The sequence below is a fragment of the Acinetobacter tandoii DSM 14970 = CIP 107469 genome (genome assembly GCF_000400735.1).
Taxonomy (GTDB): Bacteria; Pseudomonadota; Gammaproteobacteria; order Pseudomonadales; family Moraxellaceae; genus Acinetobacter; species Acinetobacter tandoii.
In genome coordinates this window covers 23637-47523 of the sequence record NZ_KE007367.1, presented here as the reverse complement: position 1 = coordinate 47523, position 23887 = coordinate 23637, and the positions used below count along the sequence as shown (strand labels likewise).

The window sequence follows — 23887 nt, the reverse complement described above, 5'->3', positions numbered from 1 at the left end:
AAATAACACCAAAAATTCAAAAAACAACATTTAAATATTATAAATAATCGTTAATTAAAAATTAAAACATAAATATCAATAATTTATAAAATAAAAATAAACAAAATTTAATATATTTAAAAAAATGATTAATTATTTTAAAAAACTCATTAATCTCTTTTATTATAATAAAATTAAACACCAAATAATATTTAAAATTATTATAAAAAATAGAATTAAAATAAATTTAATTATCTGTAACTTCATTGTTTTTTTGCATTTCATGTGAAAAAGGATCAAAATCAAACCAGACCTCATATTTCACTCAGCCCGCATGGTACGCATCTAGTTATGACTTTAAAACAACTAAAAGCCTTCTTAGCCCTAGCCCGCAGTTTGAACTATGCCAATGCATCGAATGAACTTCATCTCAGTCAATCTGCATTAAGCCTCACCATTAAAACTTTAGAAGAAGAACTGGGTGGAAAACTTTTTAAGCGCAACACACGCCGTGTAGAGTTAACTTTCGAGGGTAAATCCCTGATTCCTTATGCCAAAAAACTATTGGCAAATTGGGAAGATATGGAAAAAGATGTCAAACAACGTTTTAAATTACAGCGTGGGACACTCAATATTGCCTCTATGCCTTTTGTCACGCATGCCATCATGCCGAATGTAATTCAAAACTTCTTAGGCTTACACCCGAATATTAATTTTTCAATTCATGACATTACCAATGAAAAAATTATTGAGAATGTGCTCGATGGTATTTTTGAACTCGGTATATGTTTCGAACCACAACAAATCGATACGCTTGAATTCTTACCGTTATTCAATGAAGATTTTCTTGCCTTATTACCCAAAGCACATCCATTAGCGCATACAACTTCAATTACATGGAAAGACCTCTGTGCCAATCCTTTCGTGACCTTGCAACAGCCTTCGATTGTGCGCTATCTGATTGAAGAAAATTGCAAAAAAAATAACATTCAATTGGACTTAAAAGTTGAATGTCATCAAATCAGCTCTTTATCAAGTTTTGTTGCATTAGGCATTGGAGTAAGTGTAATTCCACGGCATTTCCAACAGTTTATTGATACTGAAAAAAATGTACTGATTGAATTACAAGATCAAGATTTGATTAAACCTGTTGGAATTATTTATAAAAAGAATTTTGAAATTTCCAACATCACAGCTCAGTTTATTGAAACACTTAAGCAATACAATTACAAAAAACACATATAAAATAAATACTTAAAATTAAAAAACAATTTCTAAACTATTCAGCTTAGCTCATTACAAGGTGTTCAACCCGTGGACTGTGCTGAATTTTGCCTATTTTTCGCCCCATTATTGAGTTTTTCTGATTAATTGTTTGAAAATTTCAACTTCATTATCTGTCAAAGCAGTGCTAATAATGGATTCAAGATAACTAAGGGATTTAGAGAAGTTAATATGAATAAGCTCTATTCAAGTGCAACACTTGCATTGCAAGATGTAGTTAAAAATGGACAAACGATTGCAGTCGGTGGTTTTGGCTTATGCGGTATTCCAGAAGCGCTGATTGAAGCACTTAAACAAACTGGGGTTAACGAACTTACTTGTATTTCCAACAATGCAGGTGTCGATGATTTTGGTTTAGGCAAACTCTTACAAACCAAACAAATTAAAAAAATGATTTCATCTTATGTCGGTGAAAATAAAGAATTTGAACGCCAATATTTAAATGGTGAACTCGAAGTTGAACTTACCCCACAAGGCACACTGGCAGAAAAATTACGCGCTGGCGGTGCAGGTATTCCTGCTTTCTTTACTCAAACCGGTGTCGGCACGCTAATTGCCGAAGGCAAAGAACAACGCGATTTTGACGGTAAACCGTATATTCTCGAAAACTCATTAACGGCAGATGTTGCATTAGTCAAAGCCTACAAAGCGGATAAAGCGGGTAATTTGATCTTCCGTAAAACCGCACGTAACTTCAATCCAGAATGTGCAATGGCAGGTAAATTTACCGTAGTTGAAGTAGAACACGTGGTTGAAATTGGCGAACTCGATCCTGATGACATTCATTTGCCAGGCATCTATGTCAATCGTATTATCTTGAATGCCACCCCTGAAAAACGCATTGAACAATTAACCATTAAGCAGGAGGCTTAATCATGGCTTGGACACGCAATGAAATGGCTGCACGCGCTGCACTAGAACTTGAAGATGGATTTTATGTCAATCTTGGTATTGGTTTACCGACGTTGGTCGCCAACTATATTCCAGAGAATATCAATGTCTGGTTACAGTCTGAAAATGGTTTATTGGGTATAGGTGAATTTCCAACCGAAGCAACCGTAGATGCCGACCTGATTAATGCAGGTAAACAAACCGTAACTGCACGCAAAGGCGCTGCATTTTTCTCAAGTTCAGAATCTTTTGCCATGATCCGTGGTGGTCACGTGAATATTGCCATTTTGGGTGCGATGGAAGTTTCTGAACAAGGTGACCTTGCCAACTGGATGATTCCAGGCAAGAAAGTTAAAGGTATGGGCGGTGCGATGGACTTGGTTGCTGGTGTGCAAAAAGTCGTTGTGCTGATGGAACACTGTGCTAAAGATGGTAGTCCCAAAATTGTAGAACAATGTACCCTACCACTGACTGGTCAAGGTGTAGTCAATCGTATTATCAGTGATTTAGGTGTAATGGACATTACGCCTGAAGGTGTGAAACTCATTGAGCTGGCGAAAGATGTTAGCTTAGAACAAATTCAAGCGGTTACTGGCGTACAATTGATTGTCGATAACGTTCAAGAAACGGTAAGTGCATAAATCAGATGAGTTAAAGCAGCTTCGGCTGCTTTAATTTTGATTCAACAAGAACGGAACAGGTATAAATACACGGAGATAAACATGAATAAAGACATCGTCATTGTTGCTGGTAGCCGAACTGCAATGGGAAGTTTTCAAGGCGCACTATCAAGTCTTTCAGCCCCTGAACTTGGCGCAGCCGTTATTCAAGAGACTTTAAACCGCGCAAATGTTGCCGCTCAGGATATTGATGAAGTCATTATGGGCTGTGTTTTGCCTGCGGGCTTAAAACAAGCTCCTGCTCGCCAAGCAATGCGCCTTGCAGGTGTACCTGATCATGTTGGTGCAACCACTATCAATAAAATTTGCGGTTCAGGTATGAAAGCTGTGATGCAGGCTGCCGATGCTATTTGCGCTGGTAATGCAGAAATTATCATGGCAGGTGGTATGGAATCCATGAGTAATGCACCTTACTTACTACCAAAAGCACGTTCAGGTTACCGTATGGGGCATGGTGAAATTAAAGATCACATGTTCCAAGAAGGTCTAGAAGATGCCGAAACTGGACTTTCAATGGGTGTTCTGGCACAAAAAATGGCCGATAAAAAAGGCTACACTCGCGAGCAACAAGACGCGTTTGCAATTCGTTCTTTAACTCGTGCGCAAGCTGCTATTCAAAATGGTTTTTTACAAGCTGAAATTGCACCAATTACCGTGTCGAGCCGCAAAGGTGAAGTAATTGTGGCACAAGATGAAAATCCGTTTCATGCCAATATTGATAAAATTCCAAACCTACGTCCTGCCTTTGCCAAAGATGGCACCATCACCGCAGCCAATTCAAGTTCCATTTCAGATGGTGCATCTGCCATGTTGGTGATGTCGGCTGAACAGGCGGCAGCTCGCAGTTTAACCCCACTGGCCCATATTCGCGCTACAGTAACTAACTCTCAACATCCTTCAGAATTTACCATTGCGCCTGTGGCTGCAATTGAAAAAGTCCTGAAAAAAGCGGGATGGTCTATAGAAGATGTAGATTTATGGGAGATCAATGAAGCCTTTGCTATTGTAACCATGGCAGCTATTGATGCTTTCAATCTAGACCCTGAAAAAGTTAATGTAAACGGTGGTGCATGTGCATTGGGTCACCCATTGGGTTCATCAGGCTCACGCATCATTTTAACCTTAATCTATGCATTAAAGCGTTTAGGTAAAACCAAAGGCGTAGCTACACTCTGTATTGGCGGTGGTGAGGCAACAGCAATTGCCGTAGAACTTGTTGATTAACTGTCAAGTTTTAAAAAATCATACAGATCAAAGTGATAAAAGGTTAAACTTTTATCACTTTTTAATGAGGAAGAGTGACTCAAATGTCTCAGCAAGATTATGAAAATGGATTAAAAGTACGCACTGAAGTAATGGGTGAAAGTTTTGTCAAACGTGCTCAAGACAATACTGTACCTTTTACTCAACCGCTACAAGATTGGATTAATGAACATGCTTGGGGCTCGACTTGGCAACGTGAAGGTGTGTTACCTCGTAAATATCGCTCGCTAATTACCCTTGCCTTTTTAACTGCACTCAAAAGTCCCACCGAACTTAAAGGACATGTCCGTGGTGCACTCAACAATGGAGCGACAGTTGAAGAAATTCAGGAAGTGTTACTACACAGCTTGCCCTATTGTGGCGCGCCTGCAACACAAGAAGCCTTCCGCGCAGCATTAGAAGTCATTACCGAATACCAAAATAACAACTCATAATTTACAACGATTAAGAGCCAGATTTGATGGCTCTTAATGTCTTATTTTAGACATTACAGATTTTGTGCAATGACATAACCGAGTATTAAACTCAATTGCAGACTGACCACAACCACGAACCACTTCCAGCCCTTTTGCTTAAGCACCATCTTATTTGGATATGTTGCTGTTTTTATCATTTGCTATCTCCAACACTATTATCATTTTAATAAACTGCATATTTCGATTATTTATTAAGCAAATTTTACACCAACTTTTTAGCGCTTTATACCGTTCAGATTTTTCAAACTATATCCTGATGATTTTAAAGTCGTACAACTGCATCTATAGCGGTGCTAAAATATCAACACAAAAAAAGAGTTGGGATAATAATGAAACGTCCTCTTTCCCTTGTTACTTTTTGTCTGCTCGTATTGTTTAATATGCAAACTAGCTATGCTAACTTTTTTCAAAATCTAGAGATTTTTCGAGCAAAAAATACAATACGTAATATTGCTTATGGGCCCAATACATTACAAAAATTAGATCTCTATCTCCCACAATCTAATCTGCCGAATCAAAAACTTGCACCCATTTTAATGATTGTACATGGTGGAGCTTGGAGTATTGGAGATAAGTCTCATCAAGGCTTAATACAGCATAAAGCGACCTATTGGAATCAACAAGGTTGGGTCGTGATTTCAGTGAATTATCGCTTAGTTCCTAAAGTCACAGTGCAACAGCAAACTCAAGATATTGCCGATGCACTGAATTTTGTGCAAAAGAATGCCTCAAATTGGCAAGCTGATAGTCACAAAATCATGATTATGGGGCATTCTGCTGGTGCACATTTGGTCACCTTACTTTCTACTCACCCAGAATGGATTTCAAATTTTCCCAAACCATGGAAAGCAACGATTTCCTTAGATAGTGCTGCCTATGACATAGAAACCATCATGTCCAATCAACATGCTCAATTTTATGATCGTGTTTTTGGGTCTTCTAAAGAAAACTGGCGTTTGGTTTCACCCAAAGTTCAGTTAAAACATTCCTCGCCTGCTTTTCTGGCGGTCTGCTCCACCATTCGTCCTGATCAACCTTGTATACAAGCACATTCATTTATTCAACAAGCCAAAGCTTTAGGTGCATCGACAGCCTATTTACCTCTGCCCTTGTCGCATGCCGAAATTAATCGAAACTTGGGGCAAGATAATGACTATACCCGTCAAGTTGATCAATTTATGCAGCAAAATGTTAAATAATCTTACGGTAGACAAATATTAGATTATTGACTTTATTCTATTTTTTATAAATACCATAAAGCTGTGTATACGCTTCAATAGCATTGAAAATATCTTCCTTAGCGGTTTTATAACTAGATTGACTTCCTTGAGGGTTTATCAAATTCTGAATCATTTCATCTTTTAAATGGATTGATAAATCTCGGGGTAACCATAAGCTTTCTAAACTATCTCTAGGATATAGATATTCTGACTTATGTATAAAATTCAAACTATTGTATTGTGATGTTATTAATACTCTCAAAACCTTTATAATTTCATCTTTTAAATCTGCAACGCATCTAAATTCTTTAATTTTTCCATATAATTTAATAAAGTAATTTACTCGCCCATCAACTATTGAACCGCCGCCTAAATTTCCATCTAATTTTAGTGCCTGTGGTAACAATAAACGAAACAATTCTGTTCTAGCATCTTTTAATTCTTCAATTGTCTGTGCAGCTTCATTTTTTAAATCTTTAAATTTGACAGCATTGCCGGCTATCGTGAATTCCTGTATTTCAGAAGAAAAATAAACAATAAAACCAACAAACACCCCACCTAAAATTAATACAACTGATTCTGCACCTTCTAATAATCCATTTAACAAACAATAAATACCAAACCCTGATACTACTGCTGTAGAAATCATTGATAAGATAACTTTCTTCAATTTAGATCCTCTTATATTTGATAATTAGAATTTCTTATGTTTATAAAAAAAGAATGCCACTTAAAAGTGGCATTCTCAAAGATTAATTTTTCAATTAACCGATAAACTTACGTGCATTACGGAACATACGTAACCATGCACCATCTTCAGTCCACTCTTCAGGTTTCCAAGAATGCTGAATAGCGCGGAAATTACGCTCTGGATGCGGCATCATAATCGTTGCACGACCATCTTTAGAAGTTACACCTGTAATCGCTTCTGGAGAACCGTTCGGGTTCAATGGATAGTGCTGAGTTGGGTTCCCATGACTATCTACATAACGTAAAGTCACTTGGTTGCCTGCATTTAACGCAGCAAGTTGATCCGCAGTTGCCACCACACGACCTTCACCATGTGCTACTGCAATCGGAAGAATCGAACCTTCCATACCTTCAAGCAATACAGAATGTGATTTTTCAATACGAACGTTCACTGCACGTGCTTCAAATACTTCTGAAGTATTGCGATGGAAACGTGGCCAAGCATCTGCACCAGGAATTAACGGCGCAAGTTGTGACATCATTTGACAACCGTTACACACACCTAAAGTGAATGTTTCTTGACGGTTAAAGAATTTCTCGAACTGGTCACGTAAGCGTGGGTTAAATAGGACTGATTTTGCCCAACCACCACCAGCACCTAGAACGTCACCATAAGAGAAACCACCACAAGCTACCAAGCCTTCGAAGTCATTTAAATCCACTCGACCTGCAAGCAAATCACTCATGTGCACATCGGTTGTGTTAAAGCCAACTTTGTCAAATGCAGCCGCCATTTCAGTTTGGCCATTGACACCTTGTTCACGCAAAATCACCATACTTGGGCGGCGTAAATTAATAAACGGCGCTTCGACTGGCTCATTCAAATCAAAAGTAGGCTGTGCAATGATGCCTTGGTGTGAATTGTCTGCGATTAAGGCAAACTCTTGATCAGCAGTTTCAGAGTTATCACGTAAACGTTGAATTTGGTGTGATACTTCAGCCCAAGCATGTTGTAAGTCAACACGAGGTAAAGTCAAACCATTGATCGTTAACTGATCTGTGTTATTGACTGAACCTACAACTGAAATGGCGTCTTTTAAGCTTGATGCAGCAACTTCGGCTGCAAGAGTCGCCCAGTCAGAAGTACTGATTTGAAGGACTGCGCCAATTTCTTCTGCGAACAACGCTGCTGTAGATTGATTTTCTAGTGCTACACCTAAACGTGAAGCGAACATCATTTCTGCAACAGTTGCCAATAAACCACCATCACCAATGTCATGGTAAGCTTGAATTAAGCCACGGTTGTTCCAGTCTTGTACCAAATCAAAGAATGCTTTGAAATCCGCAAAACTGTCAACATCTGGAGTAACTGAACCAATCGCTTTATAGACTTGCGCAAGGATCGAACCACCTAAACGGAATTGACCTTTAGATAAATCAATACGAACCAATACAGAATCAGTATTTTTCAATTCAGGCGTTAAGGTCTTACGTACATCATTTACAGGTGCAAATGCGGTAATCACACCACTCATTGGCGAAGTCACTGACTTGTCCTGACCTTCGTCATTCCAAGTGGTACGCATCGAAAGTGAGTCTTTACCTACTGGAATTGCAATACCTAAAGCAGGACACATTTCCATACCAATCGCTTTGACACCTTCAAACAAGGCTTGGTCTTCACCTTTTTGCCCTGCTGCTGCCATCCAGTTTGCTGACAATTTAATGTCACTGATCTGTTCGATATTGGCACACATGATGTTTGAAATGGATTCAGCCACTGCCAAACGTGCAGATGCTGCTGGGTTTAACAATGCCACAGGTGGACGTTCACCCATTGCCATCGCTTCCCCTGTATAACCTTGTAAACTTGTCGTGGTTACTGCTGCATCAGCAACAGGAACCTGCCAACGACCTACGAGCTGATCACGTGCAACCATACCTGTAATTGAACGGTCACCAATCGTGATTAAGAATGATTTAGACGCAACTGTTGGGTTCTTTAATACACGGAAAATCGCATCTTTCAAGTCCACTTGAGCAGCATCAAAATCATCGCCCTTACGCTCGATGGTTTCGTATGAACGGCTCATACGTGGTGTACCACCAAGCATGACTTGCATTGGCATATCCACTGCTTTGTTATCGAACAATGGATCATTTACAGTCAATTGACGAGCTTCTGTCGCTTCGCCTAATACAGCGAATGGGCAGCGTTCACGCGCACAAATCGATTCAAATAATTCTAAAGACTCAGGCTTAATTGCGAGTACATAACGTTCTTGCGCTTCGTTTGACCAAATCTCCATTGGAGACATACCAGGTTCAAGTGAAGGAATCTTACGAAGGTCTAAAATAGCGCCGAGCTCATGGTCATTCACCAATTCAGGCATGGCATTGGAAATACCACCCGCACCTACGTCATGTACAGACACGATTGGGTTTTCATTTTCCATGCGCCAGCAGGTATCAATCACTTCTTGGCAACGGCGCTCCATTTCTGGATTTTCACGTTGTACCGAAGCGAAGTCTAGGCTTTCACCCATCGTACCGCTATCTACAGATGATGCAGCACCACCACCAAGACCGATCAGCATCGCAGGACCACCTAAAACGATAAGCAAGTCGCCCGGTTGAATCGCATCTTTTTCTACATGGTCAGGACGGATATTACCGTAACCACCTGCAATCATGATTGGCTTATGGAAGCCTTTCACTTCACCGTTTATATTCTGTTCGAAAGTACGGAAATAACCATTTAAGGCAGGACGACCAAATTCGTTGTTAAACGCCGCACCACCCAATGGACCTTCAATCATGATTTGAAGTGGAGATGCCATGCGCGATGGTTTACCGTAATTTTCTTCCCAAGGTTGTTCAAAACCAGGAATATTCAAGTTCGATACAGTAAAGCCTGTTAAGCCTGCTTTTGGCTTACCACCACGACCTGTCGCACCTTCATCACGAATTTCACCGCCCGAACCTGTTGCTGCGCCTGCAAATGGTGCAATCGCTGTTGGGTGGTTGTGGGTTTCCACTTTCATCAGGATGTGAGCCGCTTGACTCTTATACTTATATGTATAGTGACCTGTGTCTTCGTCTTTTTTCGGGTAGAAACGTTGTGTGTCATAACCCACAATCACTGATGCGTTATCTTTATAGGCAGATAAAACGTCAGTTGGTGATTCTTTATAGGTATTTTTAATCATTTGGAACAATGATAATGGTTGAACTTCACCATCAATCGTCCATTCAGAACCGAAAATTTTGTGACGACAGTGCTCAGAGTTCGCTTGAGCAAACATCATCAATTCGATGTCATGCGGGTTACGACCAAGCTTGATAAACGCTTCAGTTAAGTAGTCGATTTCTTCATCAGACAAAGCAAAACCAAATTCAGAGTTGGCTTGAACCAATGCCTGTTTACCCTGACCCAAAATATCAATTGAATTTAAAGGTTTTGGCGCAGTTTCTTGAAATAATGCCGTAGCATCTTCAATGCTGCTAAATACGCTCTCAGTCATGCGGTCATGTAACGCCAGCTTTACTTCATTCGATACTTCAGAAATACCTTTTAAAGTAAACAAAACACCGCGTTCAAGGCGGTGTATCGGGGTATTACAGTTGGCAAAAATATCCGTCGCTTTAGAAGACCACGGTGAAATTGTACCCACGCGAGGCGTCACTAAAATTTGGACTTCATCATTCGCAGCTTGACGAATTTGGAAGACTTCGCCTTCATTTAATAATTGTAAAGCAGATTGCTGCTGTTGCTCGTTGAGCGCTTGGTCAAACAGATAGACCCATTGGCTTTCTATTGATTGAACAGAACTAATTGACGCTAGACGTGATAATAGTTGAGTTTTCTTAAAAGAAGAATGTGCTGGTGCACCGGCCACGATAAACATGCTGATTTTGGCTCCACGGGCAAGTCTTTTGAACTTTACCGCAATGTGACTTTGAAGAGAGTCACATATTCTACTGTGAAAAGGTCAAATCAGCTAGATGGATAACCCTGATTATGTAACCTAATCCTGCAAGAATTTCACTTACAACCGTTTTATTACGCTTTTTTAGATAAAATGACTTAAAAATAAATAACTAGATTGACCACTAAAGCTGAAATAGTGAGATTTTTTCAAAAAAAATATTTATTGTTGCTTAAAATACATACAAAACTTCAACTCAAGATTCTGCATCATTCTTTTAGCCTTCAATTTAAACCTCAGCGCGACTTTATTTACCTTACAACCGACAAATCGTGTCGCACTGCTCTAGTGCAACCCAACATTTTTTGGCATGATTTAAGCAATCCTTCTATGAAACATAATAAATGGAACAAATGCGTTGGTTAGAACTGCTTTCCACAGTTCGGATTGGTAGTAAAAAACAAAGTACAGAACAAGCTCGAAGCCCTTTTCATAAAGATTATGATCGTATTATTTTTTCGCAAAGTTTTAGACAGCTCAACCGTAAAACCCAAGTCCACCCACTAACGCAACATGATGGCATCCATACGCGCCTCACACATTCACTTGAAGTATCGTGTATAGGCCGCTCTCTCGGCATGCTCGCAGCAGAGAAAATAAAAGACGAACTTCCTGTCTGGATTTCTCCTGCCGATGTTGGTGCCATCATTCAAGCTGCATGTTTAGCACATGATATTGGCAACCCCCCTTTTGGACATGCAGGGGAATATGCCATTCGTGAATGGTTTGATGATGCTTCACATGGCAATTTTTTGGCGAAACTCACTCCAGAAGAAGAAGCGGATGTCCGTCAATTTGAAGGTAATGCGCAAGGTTTACGCTTACTGACTAAAATTGACTATCATCCCAATGATGGTGGTATGCGTTTAACTTACGCTACTTTAGGTGCATATCTAAAGTATCCGTGGTTATCCAAAACCATTGCCGAACAAGGCAATACCCCAGCCAGCATGCGTGCTAAATTTGGTTGTTATCAGTCTGAAAAAGAAATATTGGGGCAAATTGCAGAGCAACTTGGACTCATTCAATTGGCAAAAGATCGTTACTGCCGTCATCCACTGACCTATCTATTAGAAGCTGCAGACGATATTTGCTATGCCCTAATTGATTTAGAAGATGGCATTATTTTAAATATGCTCAGCTATGAAGAAGTTGAACCCATTTTTCTTGACTTAATTGCGGACTATGGCAAGCCTTCCGAACTCTCGATGGATACAACTTGGCAACAAAAAATTGCTGCATTGCGTGGTCGGGTAATGAAACGTTTGGTCGATGAAGTGACCACAGCTTTTGCCAAACATCATTATGAAATTCTGACAGGACAGCTCAAAGGCAGCCTATTACAATACTGTGCCGAAGATATTGAGTTGGGAATCAACCGAGCCAAAGAACTGGCTCGAGATAAGATTTTTGAACATCCACAAAAAGCAGGTTTGGAAATTATCGCGCATCAAAGTTTGCAGAATATTTTAGATGCTTTCATTCCGCTTACGACGCCACATAAAACATTAAGTTTTAAGGAGCAACGCCTGTTTACTATTTTACAGCGTTCAGGTGCGCGTTTTGGCAACAATCATTATGAAAATATTATGCAAGTACTGGATATTATTTCAAAGTTTTCAGATCATCAAGCCTATAATCTTTCACAAGAATTGCAAGGCAATAAGTCTGGTTTGATGTAACCCATATTAAAGATAAACATGCTTTTAACATGACTTTTAAATAAGTAAGCTTAAAAGCACAACTTTCCTACTGGCAACCGTATACACCTAAAATAGTGAAGCTTTAAAAATGATTGGATGTTTAATTGGCGAAGTGTTTGCCCTCGAAGCCCCGACCGTACTGCTCAATGTCAACGGCGTTGGCTATGAGATTGACACACCTTTATCGACATTTTGCCAATTACAAAAAGGACAAAAAGTCACGTTATGGACGCATTTGGCAGTTCGTGAAGATGCACAATTATTGTATGGTTTTTTACATCAGCAAGAAAAACTCATCTTCCGTACACTGTTAAAAGTGAATGGTGTCGGCCCCAAAATGGCTTTGGGGATTCTTTCGACTTTAAGCGTAGATATGCTGATTCATACCGTTGAACATGAAGATGTGAATACACTGGTTAAAGTCCCTGGTGTGGGTAAAAAGACTGCTGAACGCCTAATGATTGAATTACGTGACCGTTTTAAAGCCATGTCTACAGGTACAGTTCCAAGCAATTCTACAGTGGAACAAATTCAATTTACAGGCAACTCTGCCGTTGCCGAAGCCGAGGCCGCTTTACAATCTTTGGGTTATAAACCTTTAGAAGCTCAAAAACTCGTAAATGCGGCAAAAGGTGATTTTACTGAAGCCAGTGACATCATCCGTGCTGCACTCAAGTCGATGAATAAATAAAGTACTTCCTCTAAGACGTCATTCGATACACGTAAACGTCATTCGCAACTGTTCGAATCAGGAGACATTTGCACAACAATGTTTCTGCGATATAGTCGATACGAACTTTCATTCGATGAGTTTTGCGAATGACAATGGTTTTGCTTACTTTTGCCAAAACAAAAGTAAGGCGAACCGCAGGTTATGCCTGAATTTCGCTCGAAGCTGGAAATACTGCACCAAGGTACACAATTTCTTTTCTGACATTTTGCTACGAAGCCTATTCACTTAAAGTTTAAATAATATATGCAAGACCGTCTCATCGGTGGTTCCGAAAAACCCGAAGATCATATCGATCGAGCCATTCGCCCTACCTCACTGGATGACTATATTGGTCAACCAGTGGTACGCGAACAAATGGAAATCTTTATTGGTGCCGCGCGTGGTCGTGCCGAAGCACTCGACCATACTTTGATTTTTGGTCCACCAGGTTTGGGTAAAACCACACTGGCCAATATTATTGCGCGTGAAATGGGTGGCAACTTAAAATCGACTTCAGGACCTGTATTAGAACGTGCAGGTGATTTGGCTGCTATGCTGACCAATCTTGAAGAAGGCGATGTGCTGTTCATTGATGAAATTCATCGTCTTTCACCTGTAATTGAAGAAATTCTGTACCCTGCAATGGAAGATTACCAACTCGATATCATGATTGGTGAAGGTCCAGCAGCCCGCTCAATTAAATTGGATTTACCCCCTTTTACCCTTGTCGCAGCGACTACACGTGCAGGCTTATTGACGTCTCCACTACGTGACCGTTTTGGGATTGTACAACGTCTTGAATTTTACTCGGTGTCCGATTTAACCCATATTGTCACGCGTTCTGCCAATTTAATGGATGTACCGATTACCCGTGAAGGCTCGGCAGAAATTGCACGCCGCGCACGCGGAACACCACGTATTGCTAACCGATTATTACGTCGAGTTCGTGATTATGCCCAAGTGAAAGGTACAGGCGAAGTAACGCAAGACATGGCACAACGTGCACTCGATATGCTAAATGTTGATAAAGACGGTTTAGATACTCTAGACCGTCGTTATTTAAGCATGCTGCTTGAGCGATTTGATGGTGGTCCCGCAGGTATTGAAGCTTTAGCTGCTGCCATGGCTGAAGATTCAGGCACATTAGAAGATGTGATTGAGCCATATTTAATTCAACAAGGTTATGTCATGCGGACTGCGCGGGGTCGTATTGCCACCAATATGGCGTATTTACAGTTTGGGATGACACCACCAGAACAGAAATAAAAATAATTAAAAAGGGAGATTTAGTCTCCCTTTTTTAATTAGTCAGATAAGACCATTTTCCTTTCAATCTTTTAACTTGATTCTTATTACTTTGACTCATACTTTTTAATCAATTAAATATACCTATAGGGTTTTTGCCTTATCTTCAGCACAATGGCATGTTTTACAGCTCAATAATGAATTATCACAAGGCTGTGTATTGCATGAAACCATTCCAATTATCCTGTGTTTTTACATCGCTTCTACTTTGTAGCCCCATAAGTTTTGCCGATTGGATTAATACTGCAGTCGAAAAAAATGAAGCACAAACTATTCAGTTACGTCATCACATTCATCAGCATCCAGAACTAGGAAACATGGAGTTTCAGACTTCTAAACTAGTGCAGCAGCAACTTAAATCTTATGGCATAGAAGTGAAAACGGGATTTGCTAAAACAGGCGTGATTGGCGTATTGAAAGGCAAAAAATCTGGTCCGACTATGGCATTACGCGCAGATATGGATGCCTTGCCTATAGAAGAAAAAACGCAGCTTGCTTTTGCCAGCAAAACGAAAGCCATTTATCAAGGTAAAGAAGTCCCTGTCATGCATGCCTGTGGACATGATGCACATACGGCGATGTTGCTGGGTGCTGCCAAAGTTTTAGCAGAAAATCGCGATAAATTGGCGGGTACGGTCATGTTTATTTTCCAACCAGCCGAAGAAGGTGGTGCTGACGTAGATAATTTCACGCAAGGTGCTGAAATTGGTTCACGTAAAATGATTACGGATGGCGCACTTAAAAACCCAAAACCAGAAGTAATTTTTGGCTTGCATGTGATGGCTGGAATGCCAAGTAATAACTTATTTTATAAAGAAGGTGTGATGCTTAACAGCGCGGATCACCTGCGCATTCAAGTCAATGGAAAACAAGTGCATGGTTCAATGCCTTGGGATGGTCGTGATCCAATTTATGCCGCTTCACAAATGATTAACAATTTACAAAGCCTGATTAGCCGCAGATCCAATCTAACGCAAGGTATGGGCGTGATTAGTATTGGTAGTTTTCAGGCTGGAACAACAGGCAATGTTATCCCTGAACAAGTCAATATGGTGGGTACCATCCGCTCTAACAATGAAGACATTCGCCAGAACCTATTAAAAAACATTCCAATCATGTTAGAGCACAATGCTTTAGCCAATGATGTACAGGCAAAAGTCGAAATTGCTGCCTATGCACCTGTCACGTCAAACAACCCAACCCTAACCAGACTGATGCAACCGACACTCAAACAGGTTGCAGGTGAAGATAAACTACATGTGCTGGCGCATAATGCGAGTGCAAGTGAAGACTTTTCATATTATGGTCAACTCATGCCTTCTCTTTTTGTTTTTTTAGGGGCAACGCCTCCATCCCAAAAAATGGATCAGGCTGCTCCGAATCATAATCCTTATTTTAGCGTGGATGATGCCACCCTAAAAACAGGTGTAGAACTCCATATTCGTTTTATTCAAGACTACCCTAAATTTGCCAATCAAATACAAAGCCAATCGACAGCATCTAAATGAAAAACGCGAATTAAAATAATATGACAAAAGGTGATCTATATAGATCACCTTTCAATTCAAAATGCGTTCGATCATCACCCCACTCCTGCGAAGTCTAGATCAAGATAAAGCAATAATTTACAGTTCCCTCACCTCTTCCACCAACATTAACTCACATGCCCCGTTGCCTGTATCTTCACGACTCAGTGAACTACGCCACATCCAGCCATCTGCCGATTTTACTTCGACTAAATGTCCTTTTAAGTAAATCAAGTCATCTTGATCCACATCAGCCAATTGTTTGGCAATCGTTTCATTGGCAGGAATTAAATGTGTATTGGCACTATGCGTTTCAATTTCATGGCGTGGAATCGGTGGCTGATTTTCATAACGCCAGTAATACCAGCGATTACTTTGGCGTATCGAAAGCTGTTTATAAACGGATGGATCTGCCATCGCGCCCCATCCCAAGGCAAAATCGACAGGGCTAAGCTCTGCTTCACGTCCAGAACGGTAGTTTTCCCGTGATAAAACCCGAAATTGTCCCTCATAATTCGCTAAATTGGTCATGGTATAACCATTAAAGGTTTGAACTGTGTCACTAACTCGTTGATGATCTTTAGCATTTTCAATCGTAGGACTAGGCTTCCACCAGTAAATGAGTCCTGTAATAATCACAATCAACCAAATTAAATAGGCTCGACGGCTCATCTTTCCCCCAAAAAATGTAAATCGAAATATCCATTTTTATTATTCAAACTTAACCTCATCCATTTTCAGATTGAAATCTTGTGCCATTGGACGGTCATTTCAAACTGCTAAACTTCATGGCATTACCTAGCTCATGACTCAGCCCCATTGTACCTGCAATTATTCTACGCAGCTTTGGACAAGCACGGGCTTCGAAACACCATATTAAATCTAGACATGGAACACTATCATGGCGAATAAATTCGAATTTCAAATTCTACAACTTATATAAAATCAAGCAACAACAAGCAATAATGAAAAACAAAATACAAAAACTAATGTAGTTAAAACAATATCTTGAAAATTATAAACCCTATTAAGCAATATTTAAAATTAATAATCGGTCTATTTACGGTCTACTATAAGTCTACTTTTTTAAAACTCTATAACTTGTAGTCTGAGTGAACTATTAGCATAGGTAAAAGAGCCTACAACACTTTGGCAAAATTCCTGCAATATTATTATCGGAAATATAGAAAAGATTGACTTTTTTGACGTGTAAAAATTGCTATATTTACCCCTAATACCTAACCATACAATAAGAATGACAATGAAAGTATCAGAATTATCTTTTGAGCAGCTTCCCAGTATTCTTGCAATCGCAATGAAAGTAAAAACTACACCTGTAATTGATTGGGAGCTTTGCGGAAAGCTTGTAGAAAAAGAGAAAATTAGTATTGTTCGTTCATACTCCAGATGGAATGCATTCTATGTTGGCCCACGTTCTGATAGTAGAGAAGCCGAACAGGTTGGTGATAATGCGATAGAAGCAGTGGTGAAATGTTTTATTGAGAAGAAGCTTGGAAATGAGATTTAAGTTATGAATGACTGGCCTTACGTCTATATCAAATTCTTACTCAGTATTGCCGAACCGTTCCACGAGTATCCAGGTTGGTCATTGGGCTTTTCAGACAGTTATATGGTTTTGACCGAGGTGCGAAGCTAATGTTCTCTATCCTATACAAAAAATCTAAGCAATGGGCTAAAGAAATAAAAAAGGATGTTATTGTAGTTTGGTTGATCGCAAAAGATAAACGAACACCAATACTTGTTAAGTTTTTAGCTTTAATTATTGCTGCTTATGCTTTATCACCAATTGATTTAATTCCAGATTTTATACCTATCTTGGGGTATTTGGACGATATTATTATTGTGCCATTAGGTCTGTTACTAGTGATGAAACTTACCCCTCAGTACATAAAAGACGATTGTAAAGTGATTGCAGCAGGATTAGCTGAGAAACCAATAAACCTTTGGGCAGCAGGTTTCATCATATTAGTATGGTTATTTTTATTGGCGTATTTGGGGATGTATTTTTATCATTCACTGAGATGAAACTATGTGGTACATCAAAAAGAATGGTTTGTATTTATCAAGTAAAACTATTGTTCATGAAGATGACTATTGGGAACCTTCTGAAATCACGGCTCAAATGACGACAGGTGTGGCATGGGTAGATGATCCTGATTTGGCTGATACGTTTATTGATCGTATGAGAGCAGAAAGTTACTTGGCCATGAAGCGTGGGGAGTTTTGGCGGAATGCAAAGGTTGTAGAGGAGTAAAATTGTTGATATAAAATTTAATCTCAATTTTTATATTAATAGAGTAAAACATGTCATTAGAAAACCCAACAAAATTACAGCTTTCAGAAGTTGCCTTATCAGCATTAGTTAATTCTTTAAAATTGCACGGACATGACTTAGATCAAATTTTCAAAGAATACGAAAACCAAATTTTGGACAACAAAATCTCTGGAGCTAATGCAAATTGGAAATTCCAAAGTACTGATCATTTAAAAAGCTACATTGATGAGGCCAAAAAAAATCCGATTCTTTGAATTTGCTAAAGCCCTCACTTGAGGGCTTTCCCTATCTTAATCCAAGCATCATTTTGCAATGCACATTCATTATGCTTTGCTATTGTGTCCACGCCCCAGATCATCCAATCCTTACCAGTATTTCCCTGAATTTCATTAAGCTGCGGGCATGGCTGCATCAAATTAGCTGGTATTGCGACTTTTGATAAGCGAGTTGATGGACTGCAAGCCGTCATCATCGGAACAAACATTACGATAAACATCACGCTCAACAATTTTATCGACAAACTTTGTGACTGTTTCGACTTTAACTTTGTACTTTGCTTTTTCTGATTCATAATCTGAACTCAGTTGATTGATAGTAGATTGCTGTTTTGCCAATGCTTCTTGATAATCTTTGGCTGCTTTAACTGCCTTGGCTTGATAGTCAGCATGAATGTCGGTTTTTTGCTGATTACATTTGAGTTCTGCGTTATCGAGCTGGGTTTTGTAATGAGTAGCGCGCCACGATTGAACACCTAACCCAATCAATGTCAGTAATAAAAAAACCGCCATTGCAACAATGACGGCTTCATAAAATTTGGCTAAGAATGCTTGCATTAATCAAACTCCTCAATCTCAATCATATCCACTGTTTGACCAGCCAATTCATGGTGGCAGTCAGACAAGAACTGGATCTTTCCATCAGTTAAAAATAGATGACAGCGACTGGCTGGATAATGATCATTCACTAAAAGAGATGGCGTGAAAGTTGGCTTATTTACATCGCCATTGAAGTTCCATGTACTGCCATTTGGATGTGCATTCTTGTTGGTATGAAAAGGATGCAGATACTTGCAGCCAGGACATTTAAAGTAGTAAGCACCATTATCGCTTTTTTCTAAATACGGACTTACTTTTTTCCAAAACTCACCCATTTACTGCGCCCCCATGCATTTTTCATAACGCTCAACTTGTCGAGTCCAAACGCCATAACAATTATTGGACCGAATACTGCAGTCTCGCTTTGCAACATACTTCCACTTCAAAAGTGACTTGCACGCTTGCACGTACTGCCCCGCTTTCAAGTTTCGAAGCATGGAAGATTGATTCCAATTGGCTTGGCCAAAGTTGTAGGTGAAGTCTAGATACACGTCATATTCAACTTGGGACAATTTCACTCCCGGCATAGATTTTCGGAATGCAATTTCATCTTGAGCCACATGCGCTTTTGCCCATTCCAATGCAGTTTTGCGTGTGATCGGTGGATCTGTCATTTTGATCGATTGGCCATTCGGTTTTGTGGTTGAGCCAATACCTTGGGTCACCACCCCGCCACTGTCTTTATATGGCTTGGCTGAATAGCCCTCTTTAACTTCTAAAGACGTAAAAAAAGCAGCCGAAGCTGCTAATCCCATCACCCAATATTTAGTCTTTGACATTGCACTCCCCATTAAGTTTGCGCTTTTCTAGTTCATGTATTTCTTGCTCACGTTGATCTTTACGCTTCTGAAATTGGCGATTCGATAAAAAGTTCATAAAGCTGATAATTAAACCTGCCAGACCAATACCTACACCAATTAAGAACCCCCAGTCCCATGTTGCTGCCCAGGACACAAGTGTTACCCCTATGCCTGTTGCTGTAGTAACTTTTCCTGCAATCGCTGCTGAAGTTTCAGCAACTGCAGTTGTTGTTTCAGACATGTTATTCCCCGAATTTTTGACATAAAAAAAGCCCCGATGTGGGGCCTGCATAGTTTTGGCTCGTATAAAAGATTCAATTACTCAAAAAGACCACTCATATATTCAAATATAAGCTGCTGATCAGTTGCGTTTGGTATTTTATCAACCACCATAGCACCATAGAAATTTCCTACAAATGGATTTGATCCTGAAGGTGAATTTAGCAAGGTTAAAACACTAGCTGGATCATTAAAATCAATAGTATTCGCTTCAAATTCTCTATTACTAATTGATGTCAAATCCTCCTTAATTACAGGGATATTGTTAGTGACAGAAGGGGTTTGAGAAATTACAAAAACAATATTCTTATTTAATGTTGGTGGTGCTGCAGATAAATATTTCGATGTATAAGTTGTTCCAGATGAGAGACTTCTTGAGCATTGAAATAATGTCGTATTTTTAAAAGGAACTGTTGTTCTATAGTCGAAATATATAGCACATGCAACATTCGCGGCAGTTGATGGCTCTCCTGTTGAAGCTATTACTTGAGCTGTTGATGGACCTGTTACTTTTATCGCCAAAACAATGTATTTATTTTTATCCCTCTCGTGTAAAAATCTCCACTTTGTTTTGTTTGTATCATTCAGCTTTAATACTGAATTTGCACTGGTTAGATGGTTACCTGTTTTTGGTGGCTTGGTTGAAGATGTAACCAGCATTGCAGCTTCTTTTCCTGCCTTACTTGGTATCGATAATACATTGCCGCTACCATCAAGTATGGCATCTTTTACTATCCATGCATCACCTACTGATGCATTTGATAATATCCAATTCTTTAACCAATCGACTGTTGTAAACGTTGACTCCGAACTAATCTTTTCATTACTACCTCGAACAGCTCCAATCCTAAAGAAATAGTTTTTATTCTCCTCAATTGTTGAGTCTGAATAACTTGTTTCAGTTATCCCTGTAACAATTGGAGGTGGAAGTCCATTTATAGGCGTAGAAATTTCATATCTATAGTAATTGAAGCTATGAACTAGACCATCGACATGCCAACTTAAATCAACTTTTTTACTCATATTTCATTCACTATCGCAGTTAAGTTATAAGGGGCACTGAAGAAAGTAGAAAGCTCAACAATATGATTGAAATATTGGTACGAGTCATATCCCTCTCTCGTTGTTTTTAAAACAATTTGCACCGATCTCGTGGCTGGCTGCATCGAGGACATTGGCAGTGTATAACTGCTCGACCCTGTTACATTGACGGCATTACTTGCAAGAACCAGATTGGCTTCATCTAACTCAATCAAGGTTAAATAGGTCTGTGTATTTGCCTCTATCGCAACTCCACTCTCAAACCAACCAAGAATTTCACCACCTGTTTGTTGTGATCGATTTCGGTCCACCCATGTCAAAATTAGATCCGTCTCAATTTCTATTGGGAAATATTGACCATTAATTTTCACATTTGCTGGTGGGTATGGTCGTATAGCACGTGAATGTATAGTGACTGTTTGAGTATCAGAGCCAGATAAATCTAAAATGCCACTTGGTGTCGTACTCAATGCTTTTACATCAATGGCTTCTCCCAAGGCATACTCAGTCGAATCTACAGCAACAAAATCATCAGCAAAGAATAAAACACTATTATCAGCATGGATTTTCGGGATTGTATCCAACGCACCGCGCTTTACTGTTAATAACTTAGATGCTGCATCAAAACCTTGAAACACCATAATTTCATTGTTTATAAAGATTTGACTTCCAATTCGAACAGAAGCCAAGTCTCCAACTTTTTTGACAATAAATGATGATGCAAGTCTGTCTATTGATTGATCAAGTTGAGCTGTTTCACAGTACTGAATTACTGCTGAATTTTCATATCCAGTGCCAGCATCTGTATGCATTTGAGCATTCAATGAGTTATTTTGAGAACGTTGTGCTACGACAGCAACATAGCCAGAATATGGATTAAAAGCTAACTCATCATCTACTGTACGTTGCCCATGAGCTTGTACAGCTTCAAAATACGATAACTCAAAAGCTTTAAATAAAATGGGTTGCGGTGGCAATGGTGTCACATCAATCTTGTCATCAATGACCACACTAGATGTTAATTCATCAGAAAATGGTACAACTTCAACAAAATCAATACTGACTGTATTGTCTATCCCATCACCCAGATTAATATTCATAATCCGTACCGGCAGATCAGCAATGCCTTTTCTGGACCAATTCAATTTTACGATGTCATAGCGGTTCCACTTACGTGCCTGATTATGGCCAGTCGTAAAAGAACCTTTCCAACACGGTGTTGTGAATTGTTTGAGCTTCCATTGCGCTACGACTGCAGCATTACGCTGATTCATAAAATATGGAAAATCTGAACTCTCAGCATTGACCCGACCTTGCATATTTTTGATGGATGCATTTTCAGAAATTGAAAATGATGCATTTTTAATATTATTGCGATCGTAATAACTCACATTGAGTTGATTCACAACATCATCTGCATTTTGGACTTCAAATGAGATAGATTTAATCTTACTTTCAGCAAGTGTGTGAATTTCATCTTCTTTAAACCAGTCGTCACGAAACAGTACCATTTCATATAAGCCTGTTTGACGATTGACTCGAATCCCCGCTTCAATGTGCGAACACAATTCATTAATGGCATCAATGCATGATTTTTCAGTAATCGCCCATGAAATTCCCAAACCTTCATCCCAAACTCGATCAGCAGCTTTAACGAAATTAGCAACATTGACATTATGTTCAGGCTTATTCATTGCTGTATCGTCGGTCAGGATCTCACGGATTTTATGGATCGGATTGATGTCACCAGAATTGGCATAAATTGGGGTTTGATGGTTATCTAGATTATTGATCACAAAATCATAATTAAACTTAAAGCGACCATCAAAACCATATTTCCCATGCATATCTAAACCAATATCAGTCGCAGATGAACGACAAATATAGGTCACCCGTCTTGCTTTAAATCCAGAAGTATTTGGATATTCACTACTTACATCTTCTTCTGTATGTTCAAAAATCTCGAGTCCAGGCGGAAAATTGGTATCCATTTCAACTGTGTGATACGTAATCAAATAGCTTACTTTTATAAACTCGAATTGTAAAAATCCAGAGCCTTGCACGCGATTCAAAATAGATTGCTTATAGTTACTCACATCGCCTTGGGCATCGTTTGAACCTGAACCATCACTTAAAGGTAATCCCCTAAATAATTCATCTCTCAAATATCCAATTTCAAGATCAGCAAAATAGTAAGTAAAAGGTTGATATGGCACATCATTATTGATTTCAAAGTTATTTTGATAATCTACAATATTGGTTAAATCTGGAACTTCTGCTTTAGCGTCATACCATTGCAGGCCGTAATCATTCTTAATGTGAATTCGCTTTGGCCAAAGCAACATTTCTTTCATGTAGCCTGAATTGCCTAGATAAAAATCTTCAAATGCAAGATAGGATTGAAACGGATAAGCCAATGGTGGTAAGTCATTTTCAGCAAGATAATCTGTATAAAAAGAGACTGGCATAGGATTGGCTGTGCCATAACGTGCATGGATTTGCCCAGTAACACCGCCCTCATTTTCCCCAAATAAATTTGGTTTATTGATCATTCCAACATCCAGCGGATTACCCTGATCATCAAGTAATGGGATCGCCCATCCACGCTTATCAAAATTAATGCCCAGCAATTTTTCAATCGGATTACCAATAAACAAAAGAAAATTGGCAAAGTATTGATAGCCTGTGACTTGCTTACTGCTCCCGCCCATTTTTTACATACTCCACAACTTGCTGCGCCATTGCATCATTGGTCTGCTCGACAATTTCGAGATCAATTCCATTTTCTAGAAAGTCTTTCCAATCCCAACCTTTGGACAAAAAAAATGCCCGCGATCCGCGAGCACACATCTGGGTTTTGCGTAAATCAGACATATAG

At 39.3% G+C, this 23887-nt stretch carries 27 protein-coding genes; 15 read left to right on the top strand and 12 right to left on the bottom strand.

Features of this window, described 5'->3' with window-relative positions; genetic code table 11:
• Positions 1–330: 330 nt before the first annotated feature.
• From I593_RS09645 to I593_RS09625, 5 genes are all read left to right on the top strand, one after another.
• Complete coding sequence (locus I593_RS09645) at positions 331–1224, top strand: LysR family transcriptional regulator (protein WP_026440987.1); 894 nt, start codon at positions 331–333, stop codon at positions 1222–1224.
• Positions 1225–1434: 210 nt separating this feature from the next.
• Positions 1435–2136 (top strand): CoA transferase subunit A, encoded by a 702-nt coding sequence (locus tag I593_RS09640; RefSeq protein ID WP_016167380.1) that lies wholly within the window; start codon positions 1435–1437, stop codon positions 2134–2136.
• Between the two features lie 2 nt (positions 2137–2138).
• The gene (locus I593_RS09635) at positions 2139–2795 is read left to right on the top strand and encodes a CoA transferase subunit B (protein WP_016167379.1); all 657 of its coding nucleotides are present in this window, start codon (positions 2139–2141) and stop codon (positions 2793–2795) included.
• 81 nt (positions 2796–2876) lie between these two features.
• Entirely contained in the window at positions 2877–4058 is a 1182-nt protein-coding gene (locus I593_RS09630; protein ID WP_016167378.1) for a thiolase family protein, read from the top strand.
• 83 nt (positions 4059–4141) lie between these two features.
• Positions 4142–4531, top strand: a complete 390-nt coding sequence (locus tag I593_RS09625) for a carboxymuconolactone decarboxylase family protein (protein WP_016167377.1) — start codon at positions 4142–4144, stop codon at positions 4529–4531.
• A gap of 53 nt (positions 4532–4584) precedes the next feature.
• Here I593_RS09625 and I593_RS20990 read toward each other — a convergent pair whose 3' ends face one another.
• Entirely contained in the window at positions 4585–4710 is a 126-nt protein-coding gene (locus I593_RS20990) for a KGW motif small protein (RefSeq protein WP_016167376.1), read from the bottom strand.
• Positions 4711–4902: 192 nt separating this feature from the next.
• On the opposite strand from I593_RS20990, the gene I593_RS09620 reads away from it, so the two are divergent.
• Positions 4903–5772 carry an alpha/beta hydrolase gene (locus I593_RS09620; protein ID WP_016167375.1) on the top strand — a complete coding sequence of 290 codons (870 nt, stop codon included), beginning with the start codon at positions 4903–4905 and terminating at the stop codon, positions 5770–5772.
• A gap of 37 nt (positions 5773–5809) precedes the next feature.
• Here I593_RS09620 and I593_RS09615 read toward each other — a convergent pair whose 3' ends face one another.
• On the bottom strand, positions 5810–6463 hold the full coding sequence (locus I593_RS09615) for a hypothetical protein (RefSeq protein WP_016167374.1): 654 nt from the start codon (positions 6461–6463) through the stop codon (positions 5810–5812).
• Between the two features lie 94 nt (positions 6464–6557).
• Positions 6558–10391, bottom strand: a complete 3834-nt coding sequence (gene purL / locus I593_RS09610) for a phosphoribosylformylglycinamidine synthase (protein ID WP_016167373.1) — start codon at positions 10389–10391, stop codon at positions 6558–6560.
• A gap of 425 nt (positions 10392–10816) precedes the next feature.
• Between purL and I593_RS09605 the strand changes: the two genes are divergently transcribed.
• From I593_RS09605 to I593_RS09590, 4 genes are all read left to right on the top strand, one after another.
• The gene (locus I593_RS09605; RefSeq protein ID WP_016167372.1) at positions 10817–12154 is read left to right on the top strand and encodes a deoxyguanosinetriphosphate triphosphohydrolase; all 1338 of its coding nucleotides are present in this window, start codon (positions 10817–10819) and stop codon (positions 12152–12154) included.
• 109 nt (positions 12155–12263) lie between these two features.
• The gene (ruvA, locus tag I593_RS09600; RefSeq protein ID WP_016167371.1) at positions 12264–12866 is read left to right on the top strand and encodes a Holliday junction branch migration protein RuvA; all 603 of its coding nucleotides are present in this window, start codon (positions 12264–12266) and stop codon (positions 12864–12866) included.
• A 285-nt stretch (positions 12867–13151) separates the two neighbouring features.
• The gene (ruvB, locus tag I593_RS09595; RefSeq protein ID WP_016167370.1) at positions 13152–14153 is read left to right on the top strand and encodes a Holliday junction branch migration DNA helicase RuvB; all 1002 of its coding nucleotides are present in this window, start codon (positions 13152–13154) and stop codon (positions 14151–14153) included.
• A gap of 203 nt (positions 14154–14356) precedes the next feature.
• Entirely contained in the window at positions 14357–15700 is a 1344-nt protein-coding gene (locus I593_RS09590; RefSeq protein WP_016167369.1) for an amidohydrolase, read from the top strand.
• A 117-nt stretch (positions 15701–15817) separates the two neighbouring features.
• Here the strand turns inward: I593_RS09590 and I593_RS09585 are convergent, their stop codons facing one another.
• Positions 15818–16390: a hypothetical protein gene (locus tag I593_RS09585; protein ID WP_016167368.1), complete on the bottom strand. Its 573-nt coding sequence runs from the start codon at positions 16388–16390 to the stop codon at positions 15818–15820.
• A gap of 589 nt (positions 16391–16979) precedes the next feature.
• On the opposite strand from I593_RS09585, the gene I593_RS09580 reads away from it, so the two are divergent.
• Genes I593_RS09580 through I593_RS09565 form a run of 5 tightly spaced genes read left to right on the top strand, consistent with a single transcriptional unit; the run spans position 16980 to position 18268 of the window.
• A complete protein-coding gene (locus tag I593_RS09580; protein WP_016167367.1) occupies positions 16980–17246 on the top strand; it encodes a phage protein NinX family protein in 267 nt (88 codons plus the stop codon).
• Between the two features lie 3 nt (positions 17247–17249).
• Positions 17250–17375: a hypothetical protein gene (locus I593_RS20985; RefSeq protein WP_016167366.1), complete on the top strand. Its 126-nt coding sequence runs from the start codon at positions 17250–17252 to the stop codon at positions 17373–17375.
• Positions 17375–17764, top strand: coding sequence for a YkvA family protein (locus I593_RS09575; RefSeq protein WP_016167365.1), 390 nt, complete (start codon positions 17375–17377; stop codon positions 17762–17764). Before I593_RS20985 ends, I593_RS09575 begins: the two co-directional genes overlap by 1 nt.
• Positions 17765–17768: 4 nt before the next feature.
• Positions 17769–17993, top strand: a complete 225-nt coding sequence (locus I593_RS09570) for a hypothetical protein (RefSeq protein WP_016167364.1) — start codon at positions 17769–17771, stop codon at positions 17991–17993.
• 50 nt (positions 17994–18043) lie between these two features.
• Entirely contained in the window at positions 18044–18268 is a 225-nt protein-coding gene (locus I593_RS09565) for a hypothetical protein (RefSeq protein WP_016167363.1), read from the top strand.
• Between the two features lie 14 nt (positions 18269–18282).
• Here the strand turns inward: I593_RS09565 and I593_RS21090 are convergent, their stop codons facing one another.
• The 8 genes from I593_RS21090 to I593_RS09525 all read right to left on the bottom strand — a co-directional run bounded on the left by I593_RS21090 (position 18283) and on the right by I593_RS09525 (position 23883).
• A complete protein-coding gene (locus tag I593_RS21090) occupies positions 18283–18426 on the bottom strand; it encodes a hypothetical protein (protein ID WP_457911966.1) in 144 nt (47 codons plus the stop codon).
• Between the two features lie 4 nt (positions 18427–18430).
• Positions 18431–18847 carry a hypothetical protein gene (locus I593_RS09555; RefSeq protein WP_016167362.1) on the bottom strand — a complete coding sequence of 139 codons (417 nt, stop codon included), beginning with the start codon at positions 18845–18847 and terminating at the stop codon, positions 18431–18433.
• Positions 18847–19164 (bottom strand): ubiquitination-like system serine protease family protein, encoded by a 318-nt coding sequence (locus I593_RS09550; protein ID WP_016167361.1) that lies wholly within the window; start codon positions 19162–19164, stop codon positions 18847–18849. The genes I593_RS09555 and I593_RS09550 overlap by 1 nt, the downstream gene beginning before the upstream one ends.
• Positions 19165–19668: a lysozyme gene (locus tag I593_RS09545; RefSeq protein ID WP_016167360.1), complete on the bottom strand. Its 504-nt coding sequence runs from the start codon at positions 19666–19668 to the stop codon at positions 19165–19167.
• Entirely contained in the window at positions 19655–19930 is a 276-nt protein-coding gene (locus I593_RS09540; protein ID WP_026440989.1) for a hypothetical protein, read from the bottom strand. Before I593_RS09540 ends, I593_RS09545 begins: the two co-directional genes overlap by 14 nt.
• Positions 19931–20007: 77 nt before the next feature.
• Complete coding sequence (locus I593_RS09535) at positions 20008–20991, bottom strand: fibronectin type III domain-containing protein (RefSeq protein ID WP_016167358.1); 984 nt, start codon at positions 20989–20991, stop codon at positions 20008–20010.
• Positions 20988–23720, bottom strand: a complete 2733-nt coding sequence (locus I593_RS09530; protein WP_016167357.1) for a phage tail protein — start codon at positions 23718–23720, stop codon at positions 20988–20990. Before I593_RS09530 ends, I593_RS09535 begins: the two co-directional genes overlap by 4 nt.
• The gene (locus I593_RS09525; RefSeq protein ID WP_228130576.1) at positions 23704–23883 is read right to left on the bottom strand and encodes a hypothetical protein; all 180 of its coding nucleotides are present in this window, start codon (positions 23881–23883) and stop codon (positions 23704–23706) included. The genes I593_RS09530 and I593_RS09525 overlap by 17 nt, the downstream gene beginning before the upstream one ends.
• Positions 23884–23887 lie beyond the last annotated feature (4 nt).

What these genes read in the sequence shown, in the direction of transcription:
- I593_RS09625 (WP_016167377.1), top strand. Translation starts at nt 4,142, where the DNA reads ATGTCTCAGCAAGATTATGAAAATGGATTAAAAGTACGCACTGAAGTA.
- I593_RS21090 (WP_457911966.1), bottom strand. Translation starts at nt 18,426, where the DNA reads ATGCAGCCATGCCCGCAGCTTAATGAAATTCAGGGAAATACTGGTAAG.
- I593_RS09570 (WP_016167364.1), top strand. Translation starts at nt 17,769, where the DNA reads ATGTGGTACATCAAAAAGAATGGTTTGTATTTATCAAGTAAAACTATT.
- I593_RS20990 (WP_016167376.1), bottom strand. Translation starts at nt 4,710, where the DNA reads ATGATAAAAACAGCAACATATCCAAATAAGATGGTGCTTAAGCAAAAG.
- ruvB (WP_016167370.1), top strand. Translation starts at nt 13,152, where the DNA reads ATGCAAGACCGTCTCATCGGTGGTTCCGAAAAACCCGAAGATCATATC.
- purL (WP_016167373.1), bottom strand. Translation starts at nt 10,391, where the DNA reads ATGTTTATCGTGGCCGGTGCACCAGCACATTCTTCTTTTAAGAAAACT.
- I593_RS09585 (WP_016167368.1), bottom strand. Translation starts at nt 16,390, where the DNA reads ATGAGCCGTCGAGCCTATTTAATTTGGTTGATTGTGATTATTACAGGA.
- I593_RS09530 (WP_016167357.1), bottom strand. Translation starts at nt 23,720, where the DNA reads ATGGGCGGGAGCAGTAAGCAAGTCACAGGCTATCAATACTTTGCCAAT.
- I593_RS09645 (WP_026440987.1), top strand. Translation starts at nt 331, where the DNA reads ATGACTTTAAAACAACTAAAAGCCTTCTTAGCCCTAGCCCGCAGTTTG.
- I593_RS09540 (WP_026440989.1), bottom strand. Translation starts at nt 19,930, where the DNA reads ATGTCTGAAACAACAACTGCAGTTGCTGAAACTTCAGCAGCGATTGCA.
- I593_RS09580 (WP_016167367.1), top strand. Translation starts at nt 16,980, where the DNA reads ATGAAAGTATCAGAATTATCTTTTGAGCAGCTTCCCAGTATTCTTGCA.
- I593_RS09630 (WP_016167378.1), top strand. Translation starts at nt 2,877, where the DNA reads ATGAATAAAGACATCGTCATTGTTGCTGGTAGCCGAACTGCAATGGGA.
- I593_RS09605 (WP_016167372.1), top strand. Translation starts at nt 10,817, where the DNA reads ATGGAACAAATGCGTTGGTTAGAACTGCTTTCCACAGTTCGGATTGGT.
- I593_RS09550 (WP_016167361.1), bottom strand. Translation starts at nt 19,164, where the DNA reads ATGGGTGAGTTTTGGAAAAAAGTAAGTCCGTATTTAGAAAAAAGCGAT.
- I593_RS09640 (WP_016167380.1), top strand. Translation starts at nt 1,435, where the DNA reads ATGAATAAGCTCTATTCAAGTGCAACACTTGCATTGCAAGATGTAGTT.
- I593_RS20985 (WP_016167366.1), top strand. Translation starts at nt 17,250, where the DNA reads ATGAATGACTGGCCTTACGTCTATATCAAATTCTTACTCAGTATTGCC.
- I593_RS09565 (WP_016167363.1), top strand. Translation starts at nt 18,044, where the DNA reads ATGTCATTAGAAAACCCAACAAAATTACAGCTTTCAGAAGTTGCCTTA.
- I593_RS09635 (WP_016167379.1), top strand. Translation starts at nt 2,139, where the DNA reads ATGGCTTGGACACGCAATGAAATGGCTGCACGCGCTGCACTAGAACTT.
- I593_RS09555 (WP_016167362.1), bottom strand. Translation starts at nt 18,847, where the DNA reads ATGCAAGCATTCTTAGCCAAATTTTATGAAGCCGTCATTGTTGCAATG.
- I593_RS09525 (WP_228130576.1), bottom strand. Translation starts at nt 23,883, where the DNA reads ATGTCTGATTTACGCAAAACCCAGATGTGTGCTCGCGGATCGCGGGCA.
- I593_RS09545 (WP_016167360.1), bottom strand. Translation starts at nt 19,668, where the DNA reads ATGTCAAAGACTAAATATTGGGTGATGGGATTAGCAGCTTCGGCTGCT.
- I593_RS09620 (WP_016167375.1), top strand. Translation starts at nt 4,903, where the DNA reads ATGAAACGTCCTCTTTCCCTTGTTACTTTTTGTCTGCTCGTATTGTTT.
- I593_RS09575 (WP_016167365.1), top strand. Translation starts at nt 17,375, where the DNA reads ATGTTCTCTATCCTATACAAAAAATCTAAGCAATGGGCTAAAGAAATA.
- I593_RS09535 (WP_016167358.1), bottom strand. Translation starts at nt 20,991, where the DNA reads ATGAGTAAAAAAGTTGATTTAAGTTGGCATGTCGATGGTCTAGTTCAT.
- ruvA (WP_016167371.1), top strand. Translation starts at nt 12,264, where the DNA reads ATGATTGGATGTTTAATTGGCGAAGTGTTTGCCCTCGAAGCCCCGACC.
- I593_RS09590 (WP_016167369.1), top strand. Translation starts at nt 14,357, where the DNA reads ATGAAACCATTCCAATTATCCTGTGTTTTTACATCGCTTCTACTTTGT.